This is a genomic window from Variovorax sp. LjRoot290 (assembly GCF_964253985.1).
Taxonomy (GTDB): Bacteria; Pseudomonadota; Gammaproteobacteria; order Burkholderiales; family Burkholderiaceae_C; genus Variovorax.
Genome location: NZ_CAXURW020000002.1, coordinates 459,047 through 479,691, shown reverse-complemented (window position 1 = coordinate 479,691; position 20,645 = coordinate 459,047). Strand labels below are relative to the sequence as shown.

Below are 20,645 nucleotides of genomic sequence, written 5' to 3'. Positions count from 1 at the left end.
TCATGAAAGAGGGCTTCAAGCCCGAATGAGAGAGAGGCCCCCGGCGATGTCCAGCATCGTGACACCACCGACCCGCGCGTTTGAACCAATTCGTGCGCCTGCGGCGCGACGAGAGCACGGCCGACCGCGATCGGCGGCGCGCCGCGCTCTATGCCGATCCGGACCGGCTGGCCTATCGTCATGCGAGGGAGAGCGGCGCCGGGTCATGCGCCAGCACAACCGCATGCTCGAGAGCCGGGCATCCCCCAGTCGGCCTTGCTCCAGCATGCAGCTTCGGTGTCGGCTCAACCCCGTGATGCACGACCTCACGGTCGCACGGGAATGACGGCGAGCGAAGAGGTCGCGTTCGCTATCAGGCGGGAGCGCTTCGCGTCATAAAGTTTCGCGTGCGCGAAGGCGACCTGCCGACCGACTCTATCCACCCCCGCTACGGCAATGTAATGGCCTTCCTGCCCAGCGCTCTGCATGTTCACCGTCAAGCTGATGGTGGAGCATGTGTAGCCTGGTTTCAGCCGTGACAGGACCGCCATCGCCATGCCGATGTCCAGCATGCTTGCCAAGGTTCCCCCGCCCACGACGCCGTTTCCCTGCGTCGCAGTTCGCGGCGCGGTGAAGCGGATGACAAGTTCGCCGTCGCGGCTCTCAACAAGCAGGGCCGACAGGCTCGCCAGTGCAGGATTGACCTCGAGGGGGACGTTACGGCGGCCGGAAGACACCGCCTCTGCCACGTAAGCCCGGGTCGGGTTGTCCCCTTCCAGCAAACGTTCCGACATCTGCTGTCGCTCTGAGACTCAGGCCAGCAGCGTGGCCCGGGCGTGTTCGGGGGTGGCGACCTCGTAGCCGAGGTCTTCGATGATCCTGGCCGCCTTGGTGACGAGCTCAGCGTTGTCGCGCGCGAGCTGGCCTGGCGAGAGATACAGGTTGTCCTCGAGACCCACCCGCACGTGCCCGCCGAGCACCGCCGCGATGGCGACCATCGGGAACTGGTCGGGGCCAATGCCGAACGCGCTCCAGCGCGCGCCTGTTGGCAACAGGCGCTGCATCTCGTCCACCACTGCAGGCGTGGCTGGCGCGCCCCAGGGCACCGACATGCACAGCTGGAAATAGGCGCTCTTCGGGATGGCACCGGTGGCGATGAGGTGACTCGCCAGTCGTACATGACCGAAGTCAAAGACCTCGAGCTCCATTGTGACGCCGCAGGCGGCAATCTCCGCGGCCATCTCGCGCAGGTGGTTCGCCGGATTCACGAAGGCGGCTTCGCCGAAGTTCATGGTCGCGACGTCAAGGCTGCAGATGTCGGGCTTCAGCTTCACCACATGCGCAACCCGTTCGTGCGGCGTCATGAGCTCGGCATCCGGGATGGAGACGACCCGGAACGGCGCATCGGTAGGCACCGTCAGCATGGCGCCCGGACCGGTCGTGAGATTGATCAGGACGTCGCAGCGGGAGGCGCGGATGTGCTGCACGACCTCCTCATAGTATGCGAACTTCGTCGAGGACTTGCCGGTCTCGGGATCTCGCACATGGATGTGGACGATGGATGCGCCGGCACGTGCGGCGGCGATGGCCTGGTCCGCGATCTCACGAGGCGAGGCAGGGACGGCGGGATTCTTCGCTCGGGTGTCCCCCGCTCCGGTCAGGGCGCAGGAAATGATGACGGGAAGGCGCTTGCTCATGGTAGGGGTTGGAATAAGGTGACAAGGACCAGTTGGAGCGGTATCGCGCAATGCAGCAAAGCCCCCATTAATTACAATACGACTCGTCTCGCCGCGTATACTAGGTGACTGCCGGGGGCTGCGTCAATCGAAAGCGACGCTTCTTCTGCCTCTAAGGATTAGGGGTAAACACTTATTTGATTGAAATAGAACCGAGACGTACAGTATCGCAACTATCTTTGTATTGGAGTATCAATGAAGCTCGGAAGGTTTGTGGTTCAGGGTCTTGACGGTCCGGTTCAGCGCATCTGCATGGTGCTGCCCGAGCAATCCCGCGTCATCGATCTGCGTGCGGCAGAGGTTGTGCGACAACAGTCGCGCGGGGCGAGCCGCGAGGCTGCGCTGCGATACGCCTCGGTCGTTTTCCCCGAAAGCATGTCGGCGGCCATCGCGCTCGGAGAGGAGTTCCTCGAGACTGCGAACGAGGCGGCAACCCGCCACGGAGACGATGCGTCGCTGCCCTTCGAAGGGCTGCATTGGGCACCGGCTTGCGATCCGTCCGTCGTGCGCGACGGTCTCACTTTCGTGAAGCACATCCGGCAATTCCACGAGCGAATGAAGTTGACGCCCGCGCCTGCGTTGCTGCAGGTCCCGGGTTACTTCAAGGGTTCGCCTTGGACGGTGATCGGTCACGACGCCGAGGTGCCGTGGCCGGCGCGCGCCGAGAAGATGGACTATGAGTTGGAGATCGGCTGGGTGATCGGGCGAGTCGCCCACAACATCACTCCCGACACCGCCCGCTCCCATCTCTTCGGTGTAACGATCTTCAATGATTTCTCGGCCCGTGACCTGCAGGCCAATGAATTTGCGATCGGCATGGGGCCGACGAAGAGCAAGGACTTCGCCTATGGCATCGGGCCGTGGATCACGACGATCGACGAGTTCCCGCGGCTGGATCAGATCCGCATGGCCGTGCGGGTGAACGGCGAGACCTGGGGCGAGGGCGACACCTCGGAGATGCTCTGGAGCGTCGAGGAGCTGATCGCCTACGTGTCTTTGGGCGACCACGTGCAGCCGGGCGACGTGATCGGCTCAGGCACCATGGGCAATGGATCGGCCTTGGAGCTGGGGCGCAGCCTCAACCCTGGCGATGTCGTGGAGCTGGAGGTGGCGGGCGTCGGCGTGCTGCGCAACCGCATGGGCCAGCGTGAGGAGGGCACATGGTGGCCGACCCCGCGCAAGCCTTTCATGTAGGAAGACAGACGTGAAATTCTCTCTGGGAACCTTCTCGCAGGACGGCGGCGAACGATTCGCTGCCTTGTGCTTCGGCGAACATGTGCTTCCTCTGCGTTCGCTGCATGCACAGGCGGCGCGCTTCGGCGCGCGGTGGTCGGAAGGCGCATCCGTCTTCGACCTCCTGCAGGACTGGGACCGAAACCTGGCTGTGCTGCGCGCCATGGCGGAGCAACTTTCTGCCCGGCACGAATCGAGCGTGCCCATGTCCAGCCTGCAGGTCCATGCCCCCGTGGACCTGCCGCGACAGGTGCTTTGCACGGGGGCCAACTATCGCAAACACGTCGTCGACCTCACACTCGACATGGGTGTCGGGCCGGAGGGCCTGAAGGGCGCGGCCCTGCGGAAGTGGGCCGAAGACATGATGGACGAGCGGGCGGCACAGGGAGAGCCCTACGTCTTCCCGAAGCTGCCTTCGGCCATCACGGGCGCCTTCGATCCCCTCGTGCTCCCTGCCACCACGCAGAAGCCGGATTGGGAACTGGAACTCGCCGTCATCATGGGTCGGCCGGCCCGTAAGGTGCGCCGCGAAGAGGCGCTTGACTACGTCGCCGGGTACTCGATCGTGAACGATGTGTCGGCGCGGGATCTTATCGCTCGCACGGACTACAAGATGCTGGGCACCGACTGGCTGAGATCGAAGTCTCCGCCGAGCTTCATGCCTTTCGGTCCCACCCTGGTGCCCGCGTGCTTTGTGCCGGATCCGCAAAAGCTGCAGATCACCTTGAAGCTGAACGGCCAGACGATGCAAGACGAATCCACGGCCGATATGCTGTTCGACGTGGCACGGCAGATCGAATACATCACGGCGCATGTGCAGCTCTGGCCTGGCGATCTCATTGCGACCGGATCGCCCGCGGGGAATGGCACGCACTACAACCGCTTCCTTCGGGAAGGCGATGTCATCGACTCGGAAATCGAGGGCCTGGGCAAGCAGCGCAATGCGTGTGTGCAGTAGCGGCGAGGCTGATCGCGCACAATGGAATACGGAACGACTCGAAATATACCAACCAGGAAGGTCCCCGGCGTGAATACTGAAGCAACTATCCAAGAACAACGTGGAAAGACCCTGGTGCGTCCGCGATCGGTGCGCCGCATCGTCACTGGCGAGAACGAGCACGGCAAGTCCGTGTTCGTGTCGGACGGACCGGCCCCGAACCACACCACCGATCCGGCCACACCGTTGGCCCAGGTGCTCTGGGCGACGGGCGAGGCAGCTGCGTCCGGTGCCGATCCCGCTCCTGCAGGTCATGCGTTCGGCTTCCACTCGAAGGATGGCTCGCTGCTGCGCGTGGTCGACTTTCCGCCCGACGAGAACTACGACGTGTCGCACCTGGCGCGGTTCCTGGACGAGCACGGGGTGCGCGACAAGGGCGAAGCCCGGCATTTCTGGTTCCACAAGACACAGTCCCTGGACTACGCGATCGTGCTGGAGGGCGAGATCTATGCGCTGATGGATGAGGGCGAGACGCTCATGCGCCCCGGCGACATCCTGATCCAGCGGGCGACCAACCACAGCTGGTCGAACCGCTCCGGCAAGCCTTGCCGCATGGCCTTTGTGCTGCTGGACCTGGAGCCTGGCGCCAAGACCTGAGCTCGCCCCGGCGCGGGTGGAACAGGTGTGCGCATGGGGGCTCGGATACTGGATCCGTCTTGCTAGCATCGGGATTTCCTTGCCTACCGACAGTTCTTCCAAGGGGGCCGCAGCCAAGGCTCGCGCCCGTTCTTCTGCATCGACCACGGCAAGACTTGCTGTGGGCACGGGCCCAGGCGCGCTGCGCCCGCGCTCGCCCGGGCGGGTGCGCAGCGACGCATCGCGCGCGTGGCCATCCTCGATGCGGCGCTGAAGCTGCTGGAGACGACACCCCTGCAGCAGATCTCGATCGAGTCGATCGCGCGCGAGGCGGGAGTAGGCAAAGCCACCATCTACCGGTGGTGGAACTCGAAGCTTCATTGAGCGCTGAGTTCAAGGCCGCGATCGCATCGTCAGGCGTTCCCTTCGGCCAACACGGCATACACCGATGCCGCAACGAACTGCGGCAGACCTTCCTCTGCAAGGGTCGGCACGTCAGGCGGGATGGCCAACCGCTGCGGGCTGGACACTCAGATCGCAGCGATGCAGCCTGTGCCGGGGTCGATCAGGGCAGTCGGCGACGTGGTCACCATGATCTGGATCTCGCCGGAGCACAGATCGGTCAATCGCGGGCGCGGACCCCTTGTAGGGAACACGTAGAAGATCAATCCCCGCCTGCTGCCCGAACCATTCGGCGACGATGTGCTCGGTGGATCATGTTGTTTGGCCCGCGCGTCCAGGTCCGCATAGGCGCCAATGCCGCTTTGCTTTGAAACGAGCATGACCAGCGGGAGTTTGCCGACGGCGGCCGCCGGCTTAAACATCCTTTGCGACCTCGTATCCAGCAGCTTCGGCGCCAAACGTCTTCTCTGACATGGCGTTGGACGTCATGGGCGCCATGAGCAGTGTGTAGCCGTCCGGCGTAGAGGGCCTCACGAACCGGGCGCCGATGGCGCGATTCGGGAGTCGGCCCTGCCTGAACCCGTGAGTTGCTGCCGCGGCTGCGGCAGCAGCGCTAAGCGGCCTTAAACGAAGGAGGGGACGGAAACGACATCGCGTCATACCTTCAGCAGGTCGCGCGTCACGGCGGTCGGCCCTGCGTAATGCTTTCGCGCGGCGTCAGTGCCATTGCGAGCAACGGCCGCAGGCAGGAGGAAGCACGCGAGAGCCGGCAGAAGCACCAAGGCGCCGAGCATGTTCCAAAGAAACATGAACGCGAGGAGCACGCCCATATCGGCTTGGAACTTGATCGGACTCGCCATCCACGTCACGACTCCCAGTGCGAGGGTCAACCCGGTGAGCATCACGACTTTGCCGGTGAAGAGCAGAGCCTTGTAGTAAGCCTCTGACAACGACTTGCCTTCGCGCAGCTGCGCGAGCGTCACGGAGAGGATGTACAGCGCGTAGTCGACGCCGATGCCGACGCCCAGGGCGATGACGGGCAGGGTGGCCACCTTGATGCCCATGCCCAGCGCCACCATCAAGGCTTCTGCCAGGATGGAGGTGAGCGCCAGGGGCAGAACAGCAACCACCACCGCTCGCCAGGAGCGGAAAGTGACGAAGCACAGGATGATGACAGCGCCGTAGACGAGCAAGAGCATCTGTCGCCACGCATCCTTGACCACGATGTTGGTAGTGGCCTCGATGCCGGCATTGCCTGCGGCCAGCAGGAAGCGCACGTCGGGCGTGTCGTTCTCCCGGGCGAAAGCTTCCACGTGCTCCCGCACGCGCGTCAGCGTGTCGGCACGGTGGTCCTTGAGGAACACGTATATCGTCAGCAGGTTGCACGCGTCGTTGTAGAGTCCCCGCGGGGCGCCCGCCGTCACCGTGTTCAGCATGTCCTGGTTCGGAAGGAATTCGAACCACTTCGGATTCCCCTCATTCAAACCGGTGAGTACGCGCCTATTCAGCAGTGAGAGCGTGTTAGTGCTTTCGACGCTTTCCAGCTGGCGCAACTCCCATTCCAGCGCGTCGATCTTGTTAAGGGTCTCATACGCGGAACACTGGCCGTCCGGCGTCCTTACCATGACGGCGAGGACGTCGCTCGATGCGCCATAGGCAGCATTCATGAAGGCGACATCCCGGTTGTAGCGGCTGTCCGGGCGCAGCTCCGGGGCGCCCGGGTCGAGATCGCCGATCTTCAGCTGCGTACTTGCAAGAAACCCTGCCGCGGCCATGATCATGGCCGCAATCAGCGCCAGAGTGGCGTACCGCTTCTGCGTAAACAGGTCGAGTGCGGTCCAGACGGGGTGTTTGGCCGTACCGACTTGCTGCGACTTCAGGCTGCGTTGTGCCGCCTTTGCGCTGACGCCGGTGTAGCTCAGAAGCACCGGCAGCAAGATCAGGTTCGTGAAGATCAGGGCGCCGACCCCCAGGCTGGCTGCGATGGCCAGTTCGCGGATGGCCTGAATGTCAATCACCAGCAGCACGGCGAAGCCGACGACGTCGGCCAGCAGCGCCGTCAACCCCGCGAGGAAGAGGCGTCGGAAAGTGAGCCGTGCGGCGACGAGCTTGTCCATGCCCCGGCCGACATCCTGCATGATGCCGTTCATCTTCTGCGCGCCATGGCTCATGCCGATCGCGAAGACGAGGAAGGGCACGAGGATCGAGTATGGGTCGAGCGCGAACCCGAGCGTTGGCAGGAGTCCAATCTCCCACACTACGGCAGTCAGGGATGCGACCAGCACGAGCGCGGTCGAACGGACGCATCGCGTAAACCAGAACACCATGCCTGCCGCGATCACAACGGCGAAGCCGAAGAACAGCAGCACGGAGCGCACGCCCTCGATCAGATCGCCGACAATCTTGGCGAAGCCGGTCACATGGATGGTGACACCCTGCGCCTCGTACTTCTCGCGCAGCTCCTCGAGCCTGTTGGCTAGTCGGGCGTAGTCGGTAGGACGCCCCTCGGGGTCTTTCGCCAGCAAGGGAACGTAGATGACGCTGGAGCGAGCGTCCAAGGCCACCAACTGGCCGATCTCGCCGGACCGTGCGATATTGGCCTGCAGCTGCGCGAAGCTTTTCGCCGAGCCGTCGTAGCCGTCGGGAATCACCGGTCCGCCTTCCAGCCCTTCCTCCGTGACACCAATCCATCGTGTTGTGGGCGTCCACAGCGACTTCATCTGGTTGCGTGCCACGCCGGGGACGAGGAACACTTCGTCGCTTAAGCGGCGCAGCGCGTCGAGGTACGTGGCCTCGTAGATCGTGCCCTTGGGGTTCGCCACCGCGATCCGCACGGCATTGCCGAGGCCGCTCAGGTCCGCCTGGTGCTTGAGATAGTTCTGGACGTACGGATGATGGACCGGGATCGTCTTTTCGAAACTCGCATTGAGTTGCAGCCGCGTGGCCTGCCAGCCGAGCACGAGGGTGACGAGCGCGCACAGGAGCACGATGATGCCGCGGTGATTGAAGATCGCGCGCTCGAGAAATGAGCCGGAAGCCGGGTTCAATTGCGACCCCGAATCGGGTGCGCTGTCTGCCGAAGGATGCATGGAGGGATCAGTTGGTGTTTTTGAGGGCGACCACGGGAGGCAGAAGATGCACTCCCTCGACGCTCAGCGCGAGAAGTGCTTTGCCGGGAAGGGGCAGCACGCCCGTGAGCGGCGGCAGTGAGGGAGTCTTCAGCACCTCGAGAGATGCGCCCGTGCTGGAGAGCAACTGGCCCGCCTGACTCGCTAGGACGAAGCTGCCGTCCTGGCGCAAGGTGGAGGCAATGATGGCGGCCGGGGAAGGCGATGAAAGCTGCTGCCAGCTGCTGCCCGCGTCGGCGGAGCGCCAAACATTCCCGCGCATGCCTGCCGTGATGATGTCCCTTTCGGAGGGCAGTTCGAGGGTGAAGAAGCTGCCTTGGTAGGGCAGGGTTAGCTTGCGGAAGCTATGACCTCCGTCGTCGGAGCGCAGGAAGAGGCCCTGCTCACCGGCGATCGCGATGACCTGGGCGCGGCGTCGTACAGCGTAGAGATGCAAGTCTTTCGGATTGTCCAACAGGCCTGAGCGCACCGCCCATGTGTTGCCGCCGTCAGCGGTGGCCAGTGCCATGCCGAAAGCGCCCACGACGAACACCTCCGACGGGCTGGACACGACGAGATCCAGCAATGGCTTGTCGGGGCCGTCGGCCACCATTCGGTCCGCCGCCTTGCGCTGGGCCGCGTCTCCTCCGCGCATGGCGGCTTCCTGCATCATCGCGGCGATCGCACGTCCGTCCAGCTGGCGCGCCCAGGTCAGACCACCGTCAGTTGTGCGGAGGACGGTGCCACCATGGCCCGTTGCGTAGCCATGTCGTTCATCGGCGAAAGCGACGGCAGTCAGCGACACGCTGACCGGCACCTGCGCCTGGCGCCACGTGCGGCAGCCGTCGTCCGAAACCACGGCAAGGCCCCTCTCGCCCACTGCCACAAAGCGCTCGCCCGCGAGCGCTGCCCCCAGCAACACCGCGCGAGAGGGGGCCCGCACCGTCACCGCTCGTCGATCCAGGGCCGGACTCACAGGGGCCGACCAGGCACTTCCGCATGTTGCCAGCGACAAAAGAAGCGTACGTCGCTTCATGTCGCAACCTCGTTCATGCGCGAGCGTTTTTCCGGCAGGGGATCGCCTTGCTCGCACGCCATTTGCAGCGCGGTGCCTAGTCGGGGGCTCAATTTCAACTTCTCCATTGTTTTGCTGAGCGGCTTTCGAAGGGCGACCATCGACGCCCCACGCGCCAAGCGAACTGATACGGACCGTATCGTCGTCGAATGCTAGGTGCGGGTGGCTGTGACGTCAATGGGGAAAACCGGCGTCTTGCGTGACTGGGAGATCGGGGTAAACACCGAATAACTTGTAGTAAATCGAGACGTACAGTTTCGCATTCGGTTCGATCTTGTCGGAGTCACAGTGAAGCCTGCTTCTGTTCCAAACCCGCAGCGTTCGGCGGCGTTGCTGCTGCAGACCTACCAACGCCTGGGTCATCCCACGTGACGACCGCCCGATAGGGAACCGGGAATGCTCTCGAGTGCAGCGCTCGACGCATCCAGGCGCGTCAGCCCATCCTCTTCAGCACCTCGCAGCTGCGGAGCATCGGGCCGTGCTGCCTTAGTGCCGACGAGCGAGACCCGGCGCACTACCACCAACGATTACATCAACGAGGAGAACAAGGTGAAAAGAAACCGTCTACCGGGGTCCGCCAGACTGCGGCGGCTTGCGCTGGGGGCAACGGCATGTGTGGCCGGAGCCAATGCGTTCGCCATCGAGTTCGACACGGGCAACCCCGATCTCAGTGTGCGCTGGGACAACACGATCAAGTACAGCGCGGCCGCGCGGCTGCGAGGGCAGGATTCAGCCTTGCTGCGCCGACCGAACAACGATGACGGAGACCGCAACTTCAACAAGGGCCTGATCTCCAACCGCCTGGATCTTCTTACTGAGCTCGACGCCGTCTACGCCAAGCGTCACGGCCTGCGCTTCAGCGCCGCCGGCTGGTACGACAACGTCTACAACCAAACCAACGACAACCCTGGTTTCGCCGGCGGAGCCTTTCCCAATCAGGTCTCGGTTCCTTTCAATGCGTTCACGGATGCGACACGCCGGTTGCATGGGCGCAAGCTCGAGGCGCTGGACGCATTTGTGTTCGGCGGCTTCGACATGGGGTCCACGCGGGGCACTGTGAGGCTCGGGCAGCACAGTTTGGTCTGGGGTGAAAGCCTATTCTTCGGAAACAACGCCATTGCGGGCGGCATGAACCCGGTCGACGTAACCAAGCTCGTGTCCGTGCCGAATACGCAGTTCAAGGAGGCGATTCGCCCGGTTCCCCAGGTCTCGGCTCAGTTTCAGATCACTCCCACGTTCTCGATCGGCGCGTACTACCAGTTCAAGTGGCGACCCAATCGCCTGCCGGCGGTAGGCAGCTACTTTTCGGGGGTCGATGCCAATCCTGAAGGTGCCGAGCGGCTCCTCCTCGCAGGCCCGGGCAGCCCTTTCGCAGCCAACGCGCCGCGCCTTGATGACCAGCGCGCCCGCGACAGCGGCCAGGGCGGCGTTCAACTGCGGCTGCGCTCGGACGAGACCGACTATGGCCTGTACCTGATCCGCTTTCATGAAAAGACCCATCAGCAGATCATCTCCGTTGGATTGGCGCCTGCGGCCTTTGGTGGTGTCATTCCCGGGCCGGTCAGCTACCGGCTGGTGTACCCCCAGAACATCACGGCATTCGGCGCCAGCGCTTCGCGCACGTTCGGCGACGTCAACGTCGCTGCCGAAGGTTCGATTCGCCATAACCAGGATCTCGCCAGCAGCAGCCGTGCCGTGGATGCATCCTTTTTCGGTGGACTGCCCAGCAACAACAGTGGCAACCCCGCCTATGCAGTCGGCAAGACGGCGCACCTCAACTTGAACGCGCTGTGGACCGTTCCGCGCACACCGCTCTTCAATGAAGCGACCTTCCTGGGCGAGATCGCCTGGAACCGTGTCCTGTCGATCAGCAAGAACCCCGGCGCGGTGGACGCCAACTCCACTCGCGATGCTGTCGCGCTGCGCATGCAGTTTGAACCGCTGTATCGCCAGGTCGTGTCCGGGCTGGATCTCGGTGTTCCCATCGGCATTGGTTACAGCCCCAAGGGCTCGCGTTCGCGTGCGCTGGGCATCGCCATGCCTCCGGAGAACGGCGGAGACCTCACCGTGGGTCTGAACGGCACTTACCTTGGCGTGTGGAAGTTCAGTCTTGCCTACACGCGGTTCTTCGGCTCCAAGGGGACGCTGTTGGACACTAATAACAATTTCTCCTACCGCCAGTTTCTGCGCGACCGCGATTTCGTCGCGCTGTCGGTAAGCCGCACCCTGTGACATTCGCCAGTGAGGACATTTCCATGACATCCACCACGATCAAGTGCAGCGCCGCTATCCTTGCCGCACTCTTCACCGCCGGGGCCGCCCACGCCGGCGTGAGCGCCGCCGAGGCGGCCAAGCTCAAGGGCGAACTGACGCCCTTGGGCGCCGAGCGGGCCGGCAACCGTGACGGCACCATCCCGGCTTGGAATGGCGGCCTGACGGCGGCGACGCAGGGATTTCGCAATGGCGACCGCAGGCCGGACCCGTTTGCGTCAGAGAAGCCAACGCTGCAGATTTCCGCGAAGAACATGGATCAGTTTGCGGACAAGCTGACCGAGGGCACCAAGGCCATGCTTCGGAAGTACCCGGACAGTTTCCGGGTCGATGTGTATCCCACGCACCGCACTGCTGCGGCACCGCAGTGGGTGTATGACAACACCTTCCAGAATGCGACACGGGCCACAGCGCAGGACACGTCCGCCGGTCCCGTCACCAAGGGCGCGTTTGGCGGCATTCCGTTCCCCATCCCGAAGAACGGAGCCGAAGTCATGCTGAACACCCAGGTGCGCTGGCGCGGCGCCGCATGGAACCAGCAAAGCAGCGGCTACCAGGTGACCGCCGATGGCCGTCCGGTTCTGGTGCATACGGTGAACGTCGACAACATCGCCCCCTACTATTACCGCGAGGGTTCGGCGGAGAACTTCGATGGCGCCTACTGGATGGTGCGAGTTGCCACTTCGGCTCCAGCTCTGCGGGCTGGCGAAGCGATCCTGGGGCACCTGTTCGTCGATGAGAGCAAGACCGCGACCTGGGTCTACCTGACGGGACAGCGGCGTGTCCGCAAGCTGCCCAATTCCTGTTGCGACACGCCGCATCCCACGTCCGCGGGTATCGTGACGTTCGACGAGATCGAGACTTTTGCCACCCGCCTGGAGCGATTCGACTGGAAGCTGGTGGGCAAGAAGGAGATGTACATCCCATACAACTCGAACCGGCTGCTCGTGCCCACCAAGGACACGGATGTGTTGGGTCCGCACCATCTTCATCCTGAGCATGTCCGCTGGGAACTGCACCGCGTCTGGGTGGTAGAAGCCGAGCTGAAGCCTGGGCAGCGCCACACTTCCACGAAGAGTCGCTACTACGTCGATGAGGACAGCTGGTGGCCGGTTGTTGCGGACCGCTGGGACGCCAATGGACAACTTTGGCGCATGCCTTTTTCCATTCCGGTTGCGATGCCCGATATTCCCGCGGTCGTCGGCACCGCATGGGGCACCTATGACCTGCTCTCGGGGACCTATTTCGTTGCCGAGCTGATGAATTCTTCCAAGGAGCAATATCGACTCCTGCCGAAGCCTTTGCCCGAGAAGCATTTCTCGCCCGACGCACTGGCTGGCGACAGCGTGCGCTGAGTACCTTGCAGTTCCATCTACGGTATGGACGATCTGGAGTCGTCCACCCCATTTCCACCGGGACTTCGGTCTCGACATTGTCGGATGCACGGACGCGCAAACCCGCTTCCGCTTGGAAGAGGGTTCGTATCGTGCTGAAACGCCGGAGACATCGCCGGCGTAGTGCGAGTCCTTTGATCGGCCACATCGTGTGGCGAGTCAAGAACTTCGAGAAGTTGAGGGTCTTTTCTCGCAACAAGTTCGACTTCTGCGTCGGCGACATCCAGGTATGAGCCGCCTGCCAGGTCACTTTCCCGGCTGAAGCACGACACGGTCCACTTTCCAGCGCGGCGATGCACTCGGCCGTCGCCGCACACGACCGGCTTCGGCCCCATCTGCTTCGGTGTGTCGGATATGAACGAGGTGTTCGTTGACTGGAACTGCGTGTGGTGTCTCTGCTGGAAGGACTTCCTAGGGGCATCAGACGTCGCCATCGGTTCGGCGTTCTTCCGTCAGCTCGATGCACCCTTGCGACGGCAACGCCGAATACGGGTGCCATTGTCGACTGGGACATCGAAGGTTCGGGCAAGTAGCGCAATACGCGTGTGCGGTAGCGGCGAGGCTGATCTCGCGTAATAGAATACGGGACGACTCGATACATTCCAACCAGGAAGGTGCCTGGCGTGGATACTGAGGCAACTATGCAAGCAGAACGCGAAAGAGCCCGGCGCGTCCGCGAACGGTACGCCGCATCGTCGCTGCAATGCCCGGCCGGCTGCCTCCTCTGCGCGGTGCAGCTGTGCGCATGGGGGCCCGGATAATGGAGCCGTCTTACTAGCATCGGGATTTCCTTGCCTACCAAAAGTTCTTCCAAGGGGGCCGCAGCCAAGGCTCGCGCCCGTTCTTCTGCATCGACCACGGCAAGACTTGCTGTGGGCACGGGCCCAGGCGCGCTGCGCCCGCGCTCGCCGGGGCGGGTGCGCAGCGACGCATCGCGCGTGGCCATCCTCGATGCGGCGCTGAAGCTGCTGGAGACGACACCCCTGCAGCAGATCTCGATCGAGTCGATCGCGCGCGAGGCGGGAGTAGGCAAAGCCACCATCTACCGGTGGTGGAACTCGAAGGCTGCGGTGGTCATCGAGGCGTTCCTGCATGCCCACGTGAGCCACACGCCCATGCCGAAGGGCATAAGCCCTCGCGAGGCACTCATACGCCATATCCATCTGCTGGTGGAAGAGTACAGCGGCTGGTCGGGTCGGATCGTTTCGCAGATCATGGCGGAGGGGCAGGGCGACCCGGACGTGCTGCGCGAATTCCGCGAGCGCTTCTGGTACGGGCGGCGCGCCGTCGTTCGCGAAGTGGTGGAACAAGCGCGCCTGCGCGGCGAGTTCCGCAGTGACATCGACACGGAACTGCAGATGGATGTCATGTATGCCCCGATCTACTTCCGACTGCTCATGGGGCACCTGCCGCTGGACAAGAAGTTCGCGGATGCGCACTGCGCCGCGATCATGCAGGTGCTGGCTCCTTCGCAGCAGGAGCCCGCTGCGGCGCCGGCCAGGCGGCGCAAGGCCGCCTAGGAGCGTGGGCGGCAGTAATCTGCCGAGCCCACGAGGTTGAACGGTTTGCGCCGCGGTGCGGCGAATTGCGCGGTGGCGCCGAACGGCGCTCTGATGTCGAGCCTCAGGGGCACCTCGACGCGCCCCTGAGGCTCTGCAATGGGATCGGATTGACTCATTTTGTGGCCCTCATGCCGCCTGCATGGCACCCATGCGCCGTAGGTTCAGCGCCAGGCACACGAGCTTGAACTCGGCTTGCACGCGGTGCAGTCCTCGAAGGCTGAACTGACGGAACCCGAGCACACTCTTGATCCAGCCGTTGGGTGGCTCGGCAATCCACTTGCGGCGTCGATAGGCCGTCTTGCCTTCATCGGTTTGCAGCTTGAGGGCCATCGCCGACGTGTGCGGATGGGTGTGCGCATTGATCTGCACTTGCTGCTTGCCTTCGCGGCCCAATGCCACCACCAGCTCGATGGGCAGGCCCGCGAGCTGCTCGAAGTTGTCCTCGCTGCGGTAGCCCGCATCGGCCAGACCTTGCCGGGGGAACTCGCCGGTGTTGGTCTTCACCGCTTGCAGCATGGGCACCAACTGCTGCGTGTCGGCTGCGTTGTTGCTCAGCTGCGCGGCCACGATGATGTGCGCGGTGCTGTCCACCGCCGTCTGCGCGTTGTAGCTGGCGTCGAAGCCGCCACCGGTGCGCTTCATGATGCGGCTGTCGGGGTCGGTGAAGTTGTCTTGGGCCTTCGCCTCGGGCACGCCGAACTCACGCTTGTAGCGGCCACCCTTGGCGTTGCCGTCTTCGTCACGCGGACGTCGGTCGTCGTCGTCACTGCGGCCGCGCTCGATGTCGGCGTCGCGCTGGCGCTGCTCCAGGCGCTGGCGTGCCTCGGCGATGGCCTTCAGGCGCACTTCGCGCCGCTCGATCTCGCCCGGGATGTCCAACTCGGCCTCGTCGGTCTCGCTCGCATCGGTGCTCCGAGCGCGCTCCAGTAGCGCATCGATCTGCGCCTTCAGTTCGGCCTCGGCCTGCTGCATGCGCTCGTAGCTCATCGCCTTGTGGCGGCTGGCGTTGGCCTTGATCTTGGTGCCGTCGATGGCCACCGTGCCGAGCTTGACCAGACCCATCTCGCGCGCCAGCTTGACCACCTGCACGAACAGCTGCGACAGCTCCTTCAAGTGCAGGGCGCGGAAGTCGCGGATCGTACGGTGCCTGGGGAAGTTGCCTGCACCCAGCATCCGAAACGCCAGGTCCTCGTGCAGGCGGCGTTCGATCTTGCGCGAGCTGAATACGCCTGTGGCGTAGCCGTAAACCAGCAGCTTGACCATCATGGCCGGGTGGAACGGCTGATTGCGCGCGCCGCCACCTGCGTAGCGGGCGTAGAAGGCACTCAAGTCCAGCGCATCGACCGTGTCGCTGATGAAGTAGGCCAGATGCCCCCGGGGCAGCCAGTCCTGCAGCGACGCGGGCAGCAGCATCTCTTGCTGCGGTTCGTAGGGGCGGTAGCTGATGGCCATGGCCTTCAACAATCAAGCTTCATGCCAGCTCTTCCTTCAAGTCTCGGCTTCTGCCGCCCACGCTCCTAGGCTTCTGGCCAGCTCCGGGGCGAGGCGGCTTCAGTCCTCGGGCAGAACCGAGGGATTCACCAGTTCCTCGTAGACCGTATCGGCGCCTGGCAGGCCGACAAGGCGGCGCTGCTCGATGAGCAGCTCGACCCCGGCGCGATCCGGGCGCAGCGAGACCGGCGCGGAGCGGACCATGGCTTCCACGGCCGTAGCGGGGAAGCCTGCAAAGGCCAAGGCTTGGCGTGCCGCGTCGGGGTCGCTGCCCATGCGCTTGCGCGCGCTCTCCAGGCCGCGCAGCCATGCGGAAAGGGTGGGGCGCAGCCGCTCCAGCGCACCCGCGCTCACCACGAGGCCTTGTCCAGGGAAAGTGGGGTAACGCTCCTGCACGCTCGCGATGCGGCTGAGGCCTGCCTGAAGTGCCATCGCGTCGAACGGAGGGCCGAGGAGAGTGGCATCGCCGCGCCCGGCCATGATCGCGTCGTAGCGTTCCGTCACGCCGCCAACCGGTTCCAGCGCATATGCATCGGGACTGACCCCCTCCTCGGCCAGCATTGCGCGCAGCGCCACGATGAAGCCGTTGCGGGGTGCGTCGACGAGGAGGGTGGCGCCGCACAGATCCTGGAGCTTCCCTCGGACCTTCTGTCCGACGAGGGTCAACGGGGTGGTGCGCTCCAGCTGTGCGACGACGCGGAGATCGTGTGGTCCCGGGCGCAGGTTCCAGTCCATCACGTTGTCCATTGCCGTGACCACGGCATCCACTCGGCCGGTGGCGAGTGCCTCGAACTGGGCGTCGGAAGACGGGTTGCGCTCCGCGTGCAGGGTCACATCTGCTGTCAGCTTCAACGCGTCGGCCACCACGGCCAATGGGGAAGGAACGAACCAGAGAACTCGCAGTGTGTGCATTTTCAAGTTTGAGGCATCAGTGGCAGTAGCAGCCCGTCTGCGCGGGACCACTGGTGAGAGGGTAATGCGTGCACAAGCCACCGGGGAGAACTATGTCCGCGCCGGCGACCCTTGTGAACGCGAGAAGGCGGCTGCCGTCGGCAACGCGCAGCTCGATCCGACCAAGCTGTCCACCTCATGCGTGGGGCTGGGGACGACCAAGTCAGCATGCTCAGACCGGCTGGCGGTGCAGGGTAACGGGCTGGGCAGCGCCGGCCGCGCCGGCCGCGGCGGCAGCCTCGGCTGCCTCCTGCTCCAGGCACCGGGCCACCACCCAGCGGAACTGCGATAGCGCAGCATCCATTGCAAACGGGACCATCTTGAATTCGGCATCCAACTCGAGGTTCTTCTGCTGGGCCGTGATGATCGCCCGATCCTCTTCGAAGGCCATGACGATGTTCTGGTGGATGGACTTCGTCACCTCCGGCTTGTCGATGGAGAAGTTGTGCGGATGCGCGAAGAAGTAGTGCGTGGAGTTCTCCGTCTCCGGCGTGATCGCCTGGCATCCCCTGAATTCCACGGCATCGACACGTTGGCCCTCCGGCGCGCCCGTGCCGGCAGGCGCATTGCCCGAGTCCATGATGAGGACGGAGGGAATAGTGAAGGTGTAGATGTTCCAGCGGTCCACCTTGCCGGTCCAGTCCTTCACCGCCTTCACGAATGGAGGCGGCTCCGTGTTCAGGACCCAGCGCGTGATGCGCACGCCCTTGTCCAGACGCTCGACCTTCGGAGGGTGCTCGGCATAATCAGCGCCGCCCCCGAGTGTGGTCGGGTGCACGAACGGCAGGTGTGAGAAGTCCAGCAGGTTGTCGCAGATCAGGAGGTAGTTGACGTCATAGTGGATGTAGCCGTCCAGGCTGCGCCAATCCGGATGGTCCAGCCATGGCGTCTCCGGGATCACGGTTGGGTCTGCTCTCTCGGGGTCTCCCATCCAGATCCAGATCCAGCGATGCTGCTGCAAGACGGGGAAGGTGCGAACCTTCGCCTTGAGCGGAATGCGGGGCTGCGCCGGAGCCTCGATGCATTGGCCGCTCGCGTCGTACTTGAGCCCGTGGTACATGCACCGTACGCAGTCGCCCTCGCGCTTGCCGACCGAAAGCGGCGCACCACGGTGGCAGCAGCGATCCTGCATGGCGACCAGCTTGCCGTCGGCCGTGCGGTACATGAGGATCGGCACGCCGATGATCGTGCGAGAGAAGAGGCCGTCGGCCGTGACTTCCTTGTCCCATGCGGCGACGTACCAGGCGTTCTTGATGAACATGCTTGTCTCCGCTTGCTTCAGCCCAGTTCGAGCTTGATGCCTGAGCGCTTAACGACCGGGATCCATTTGTCGCGTTCGGCGCGAATGTGGGCCGAGAACTCCGCCGGCGTGCTCCCGACCGGCTCGCCACCATACTCGTGGTACCGCTGCGCGACCTCCGGTTTGCGCGCCACCGCGGCGCATGCGGCAGCCAGCTTGTCCATCACGGGCTGGGGCGTTCCTGCCGGGGCAAGAAGTCCGAACCATGTCGAGGCGTCATAGTCCCTGAGGCCCAGCTCCTCGAAGGTCGGCACATTGGGGAGAAGCGCGTGGCGGCTCTTGCCTGTCACGGCCAGCGCCTTCAGCTTGCCGGCGCGCACATTGCTCATGGAGGCTGCGAGCGCATCGAACATCAACTGCGTCTCGCCCGAAAGCAGCGCCGTGTACGGACTGGTGGTGTTGTACGGGACGAACCTGTAGGTTGTCCCTGTGATCGCACCGAACCACTCGCCCAGGAGATGCTGGAAGCTGCCTACACCGACGGTTCCTGCGTTGATGCTGCCGGGTTTTTCCTTGGCCAACGCGATGAGTTCGGACGCCGTGGACGCAGGCAGGCTCGGGTGGGCAACGATCACGCTGCGCAAGGTCGTGAGCTGGCTGACGGCGTCGAAGTCCGAGGGCTTGTACGGCAGCTTCGTGTACAGCTCGGACATGTAACACAGGGAGCTCGGAATCCCCATGAGCAACGTGTAGCCATCCGCAGGCGCCTTGGCTGCCAGCGAGGTGCCGATCGTCGTCGCTCCACCCGGGCGGTTCTCGACGAACACCGGCTGCCCCAGGGCAGCTGTGAGCCCTGCGGCCCAGAAGCGCGAATCGGCGTCGAGGCCGGATCCAGGCGGGTTGGCGACGATGATGCGCACGGGCTTGTTGGGGTAGTCCTGCGCCAGTGATTTGCCACCAACACCGGTCATCAGCATTCCGGCCGCGGCGCCCAGTGCCTGCCGTCTCGAGATCATCATGAATTGACTCCGTAGATCGGACGCCGGCTCGGAGGCGGCGTCCAGAGGTTGACAGGCACATAATACAAGACGACCCGTATTGAAATATACCCGGAGAAACCCCGTAGACGCCCTTCGTTGACCAACTCGGATTTCCGGCGCTCATGCTGTCGGCTGCGTTACGCCGGCCGCAACTGTTCATTGAGGGTTTTTACTGAAAGCATAACGAGACGTAGCGTATAGCATTGAGTTTGAACCCAATGCGGGCCGCGCGGCCCTTTCACTGCAAAAAGAGGAAAAATCGGATGAACATCCTTGGACCTGATTCCTTGGTCTTTGGCGTCGATGATGTCGCCGCTTGCGTCCAATACTTCAGCGACTACGGCCTGACCCCGATAGGCGTGAGCGAATCTGGCGGACGCTTCGAGGCTGTCGACGGTACGTCCGTCGTCATCGCACGCCGCGACGACCCCTCACTGCCCGAGCCAATGGAAACCGGGACGATGCTGCGCAAAACGATCTACGGCGTCGCAGACCGAGAGACGTTGGACGCCATCGCGACCGAGCTCGGTCGCGACCGCGAGGTCAAGCGCTTGCCCGATGGATCGATCGAAGCCTGCGACGACATGGGCTTTGTTCTCGGCTTCCAGCTTTCGGTGCGGCGCAAGATCGACATCCCGGGCGAAGCCGTCAACTCGCCCGGTAGCCAGCCAGGCCGCGGACCCAACACCATCGGGGCGAGCGCCAATGCGGAGTTCCGGCCGCTGACCCTCTCGCACGTCGTGTACTTTGTGCCCGACTTGGCCGAGGCCTCGAAGTTCTATACGGAGCGGCTCGGCTTCCGCTGCACCGACCGTTTCACGAACGCCGGCAGCTTCCTGCGCCCCGCTGGAACGCTGGATCACCACACGCTGTTCCTGATCCAGACGCCGGCCTTCATGAAGGGCGTGGAGCACTTCACCTTCCACCTCTCCGGCCCCACCGCAGTGCTGCAATGCGGCTATCGCTTTGCCGCGAAGGGTTATCAGACCTTCTGGGGTCCTGGGCGGCACAAGTTCGGATCCAACTGGTTCTGGTACTTCAATAGCCCCGTCGGCTGTCATGTGGAGTACGACGCGGACATGGACCTGCACGACGACGCATGGGTCGCCCGCGAAGCACCGATGCAGGTGGATGAATCGCAGATCTTCCTGTTCCAGCACCGTGAGAAGTGGGCGCCCGGTGGCGCGCCGCCGGCCGGCTAGGCGAGATGAAGAGCCGCCATGCGAACGTACCTGTGCAGGGTCGACGAGCTTCCCGACGGGGCAGCGCGCGGATTCGACCCGAGAGGCGCGTCCCGGGACACGATGTTCGTGGTCCGGCGCGGCGGCGACGTGAGGGGATGGCTGGATGCCTGCCCGCATGTCAACGGGGCGCCGCTGGCCTGGCGAAAGGACGCGTATCTGAGCGCCGACGGGCAATCGATCGTCTGCTACGGGCACGGCGCGGTGTTCGACATCGACACCGGGTTCTGCACGAACGGCCCGTGTGTCGGGCAATCGCTCACGCCTGTCATGGTGGAGCGCGATGCGGCAGGTGCGCTATTTATCAGTGAACCCGCCATTAATGAGTGACAACCTTTCCAAGGGGCTTG

General features: G+C 63.9%; 18 protein-coding genes. 9 read left to right on the top strand and 9 right to left on the bottom strand.

Annotation, left to right across the window (positions count from 1 at the left end; genetic code table 11):
- Positions 1-305: 305 nt before the first annotated feature.
- On the bottom strand, positions 306-773 hold the full coding sequence (locus ACSQ9A_RS31175) for a PaaI family thioesterase (protein WP_436306747.1): 468 nt from the start codon (positions 771-773) through the stop codon (positions 306-308).
- An 18-nt stretch (positions 774-791) separates the two neighbouring features.
- Entirely contained in the window at positions 792-1,676 is an 885-nt protein-coding gene (locus ACSQ9A_RS31170; RefSeq protein ID WP_436297309.1) for a 3-keto-5-aminohexanoate cleavage protein, read from the bottom strand.
- A gap of 234 nt (positions 1,677-1,910) precedes the next feature.
- On the opposite strand from ACSQ9A_RS31170, the gene ACSQ9A_RS31165 reads away from it, so the two are divergent.
- The 4 genes from ACSQ9A_RS31165 (at position 1,911) to ACSQ9A_RS31150 (ending at position 4,905) form a co-directional block, all read left to right on the top strand.
- Positions 1,911-2,909: a fumarylacetoacetate hydrolase family protein gene (locus ACSQ9A_RS31165; protein WP_436306746.1), complete on the top strand. Its 999-nt coding sequence runs from the start codon at positions 1,911-1,913 to the stop codon at positions 2,907-2,909.
- Between the two features lie 10 nt (positions 2,910-2,919).
- Positions 2,920-3,906, top strand: a complete 987-nt coding sequence (locus tag ACSQ9A_RS31160; RefSeq protein WP_436306745.1) for a fumarylacetoacetate hydrolase family protein — start codon at positions 2,920-2,922, stop codon at positions 3,904-3,906.
- A 114-nt stretch (positions 3,907-4,020) separates the two neighbouring features.
- A complete protein-coding gene (locus ACSQ9A_RS31155; RefSeq protein ID WP_436306744.1) occupies positions 4,021-4,542 on the top strand; it encodes a cupin domain-containing protein in 522 nt (173 codons plus the stop codon).
- A 228-nt stretch (positions 4,543-4,770) separates the two neighbouring features.
- The gene (locus tag ACSQ9A_RS31150; RefSeq protein WP_436306743.1) at positions 4,771-4,905 is read left to right on the top strand and encodes a TetR/AcrR family transcriptional regulator; all 135 of its coding nucleotides are present in this window, start codon (positions 4,771-4,773) and stop codon (positions 4,903-4,905) included.
- A 146-nt stretch (positions 4,906-5,051) separates the two neighbouring features.
- On the opposite strand, the gene ACSQ9A_RS31145 is transcribed toward ACSQ9A_RS31150, so the two are convergent.
- The 3 genes from ACSQ9A_RS31145 to ACSQ9A_RS31135 all read right to left on the bottom strand — a co-directional run bounded on the left by ACSQ9A_RS31145 (position 5,052) and on the right by ACSQ9A_RS31135 (position 9,066).
- Positions 5,052-5,381 (bottom strand): hypothetical protein, encoded by a 330-nt coding sequence (locus tag ACSQ9A_RS31145; RefSeq protein WP_436306742.1) that lies wholly within the window; start codon positions 5,379-5,381, stop codon positions 5,052-5,054.
- A gap of 198 nt (positions 5,382-5,579) precedes the next feature.
- Positions 5,580-8,012 (bottom strand): efflux RND transporter permease subunit, encoded by a 2,433-nt coding sequence (locus ACSQ9A_RS31140; protein ID WP_436306741.1) that lies wholly within the window; start codon positions 8,010-8,012, stop codon positions 5,580-5,582.
- A 7-nt stretch (positions 8,013-8,019) separates the two neighbouring features.
- Positions 8,020-9,066: a WD40/YVTN/BNR-like repeat-containing protein gene (locus ACSQ9A_RS31135; protein WP_436306740.1), complete on the bottom strand. Its 1,047-nt coding sequence runs from the start codon at positions 9,064-9,066 to the stop codon at positions 8,020-8,022.
- Between the two features lie 588 nt (positions 9,067-9,654).
- On the opposite strand from ACSQ9A_RS31135, the gene ACSQ9A_RS31130 reads away from it, so the two are divergent.
- The 3 genes from ACSQ9A_RS31130 (at position 9,655) to ACSQ9A_RS31120 (ending at position 14,290) form a co-directional block, all read left to right on the top strand.
- Positions 9,655-11,337 carry a DUF1302 domain-containing protein gene (locus ACSQ9A_RS31130; protein WP_436291418.1) on the top strand — a complete coding sequence of 561 codons (1,683 nt, stop codon included), beginning with the start codon at positions 9,655-9,657 and terminating at the stop codon, positions 11,335-11,337.
- Positions 11,338-11,360: 23 nt separating this feature from the next.
- Positions 11,361-12,731 (top strand): DUF1329 domain-containing protein, encoded by a 1,371-nt coding sequence (locus ACSQ9A_RS31125; protein WP_436306739.1) that lies wholly within the window; start codon positions 11,361-11,363, stop codon positions 12,729-12,731.
- 911 nt (positions 12,732-13,642) lie between these two features.
- Positions 13,643-14,290 carry a TetR/AcrR family transcriptional regulator gene (locus tag ACSQ9A_RS31120; RefSeq protein ID WP_436297318.1) on the top strand — a complete coding sequence of 216 codons (648 nt, stop codon included), beginning with the start codon at positions 13,643-13,645 and terminating at the stop codon, positions 14,288-14,290.
- A gap of 168 nt (positions 14,291-14,458) precedes the next feature.
- On the opposite strand, the gene ACSQ9A_RS31115 is transcribed toward ACSQ9A_RS31120, so the two are convergent.
- The 4 genes from ACSQ9A_RS31115 to ACSQ9A_RS31100 form a co-directional block, all read right to left on the bottom strand.
- On the bottom strand, positions 14,459-15,784 hold the full coding sequence (locus tag ACSQ9A_RS31115; RefSeq protein WP_436306738.1) for an IS1182 family transposase: 1,326 nt from the start codon (positions 15,782-15,784) through the stop codon (positions 14,459-14,461).
- Between the two features lie 99 nt (positions 15,785-15,883).
- Positions 15,884-16,735 carry an ABC transporter substrate-binding protein gene (locus tag ACSQ9A_RS31110; protein ID WP_436306737.1) on the bottom strand — a complete coding sequence of 284 codons (852 nt, stop codon included), beginning with the start codon at positions 16,733-16,735 and terminating at the stop codon, positions 15,884-15,886.
- 211 nt (positions 16,736-16,946) lie between these two features.
- Complete coding sequence (locus ACSQ9A_RS31105; RefSeq protein WP_436306736.1) at positions 16,947-18,035, bottom strand: aromatic ring-hydroxylating dioxygenase subunit alpha; 1,089 nt, start codon at positions 18,033-18,035, stop codon at positions 16,947-16,949.
- Between the two features lie 17 nt (positions 18,036-18,052).
- A complete protein-coding gene (locus ACSQ9A_RS31100; protein ID WP_436306735.1) occupies positions 18,053-19,033 on the bottom strand; it encodes a Bug family tripartite tricarboxylate transporter substrate binding protein in 981 nt (326 codons plus the stop codon).
- 284 nt (positions 19,034-19,317) lie between these two features.
- Between ACSQ9A_RS31100 and ACSQ9A_RS31095 the strand changes: the two genes are divergently transcribed.
- Both ACSQ9A_RS31095 and ACSQ9A_RS31090 read left to right on the top strand, forming a co-directional pair.
- Positions 19,318-20,256, top strand: a complete 939-nt coding sequence (locus tag ACSQ9A_RS31095) for a VOC family protein (protein ID WP_436306734.1) — start codon at positions 19,318-19,320, stop codon at positions 20,254-20,256.
- 18 nt (positions 20,257-20,274) lie between these two features.
- A complete protein-coding gene (locus tag ACSQ9A_RS31090) occupies positions 20,275-20,625 on the top strand; it encodes a Rieske (2Fe-2S) protein (RefSeq protein ID WP_436306733.1) in 351 nt (116 codons plus the stop codon).
- Positions 20,626-20,645: the final 20 nt, after the last annotated feature.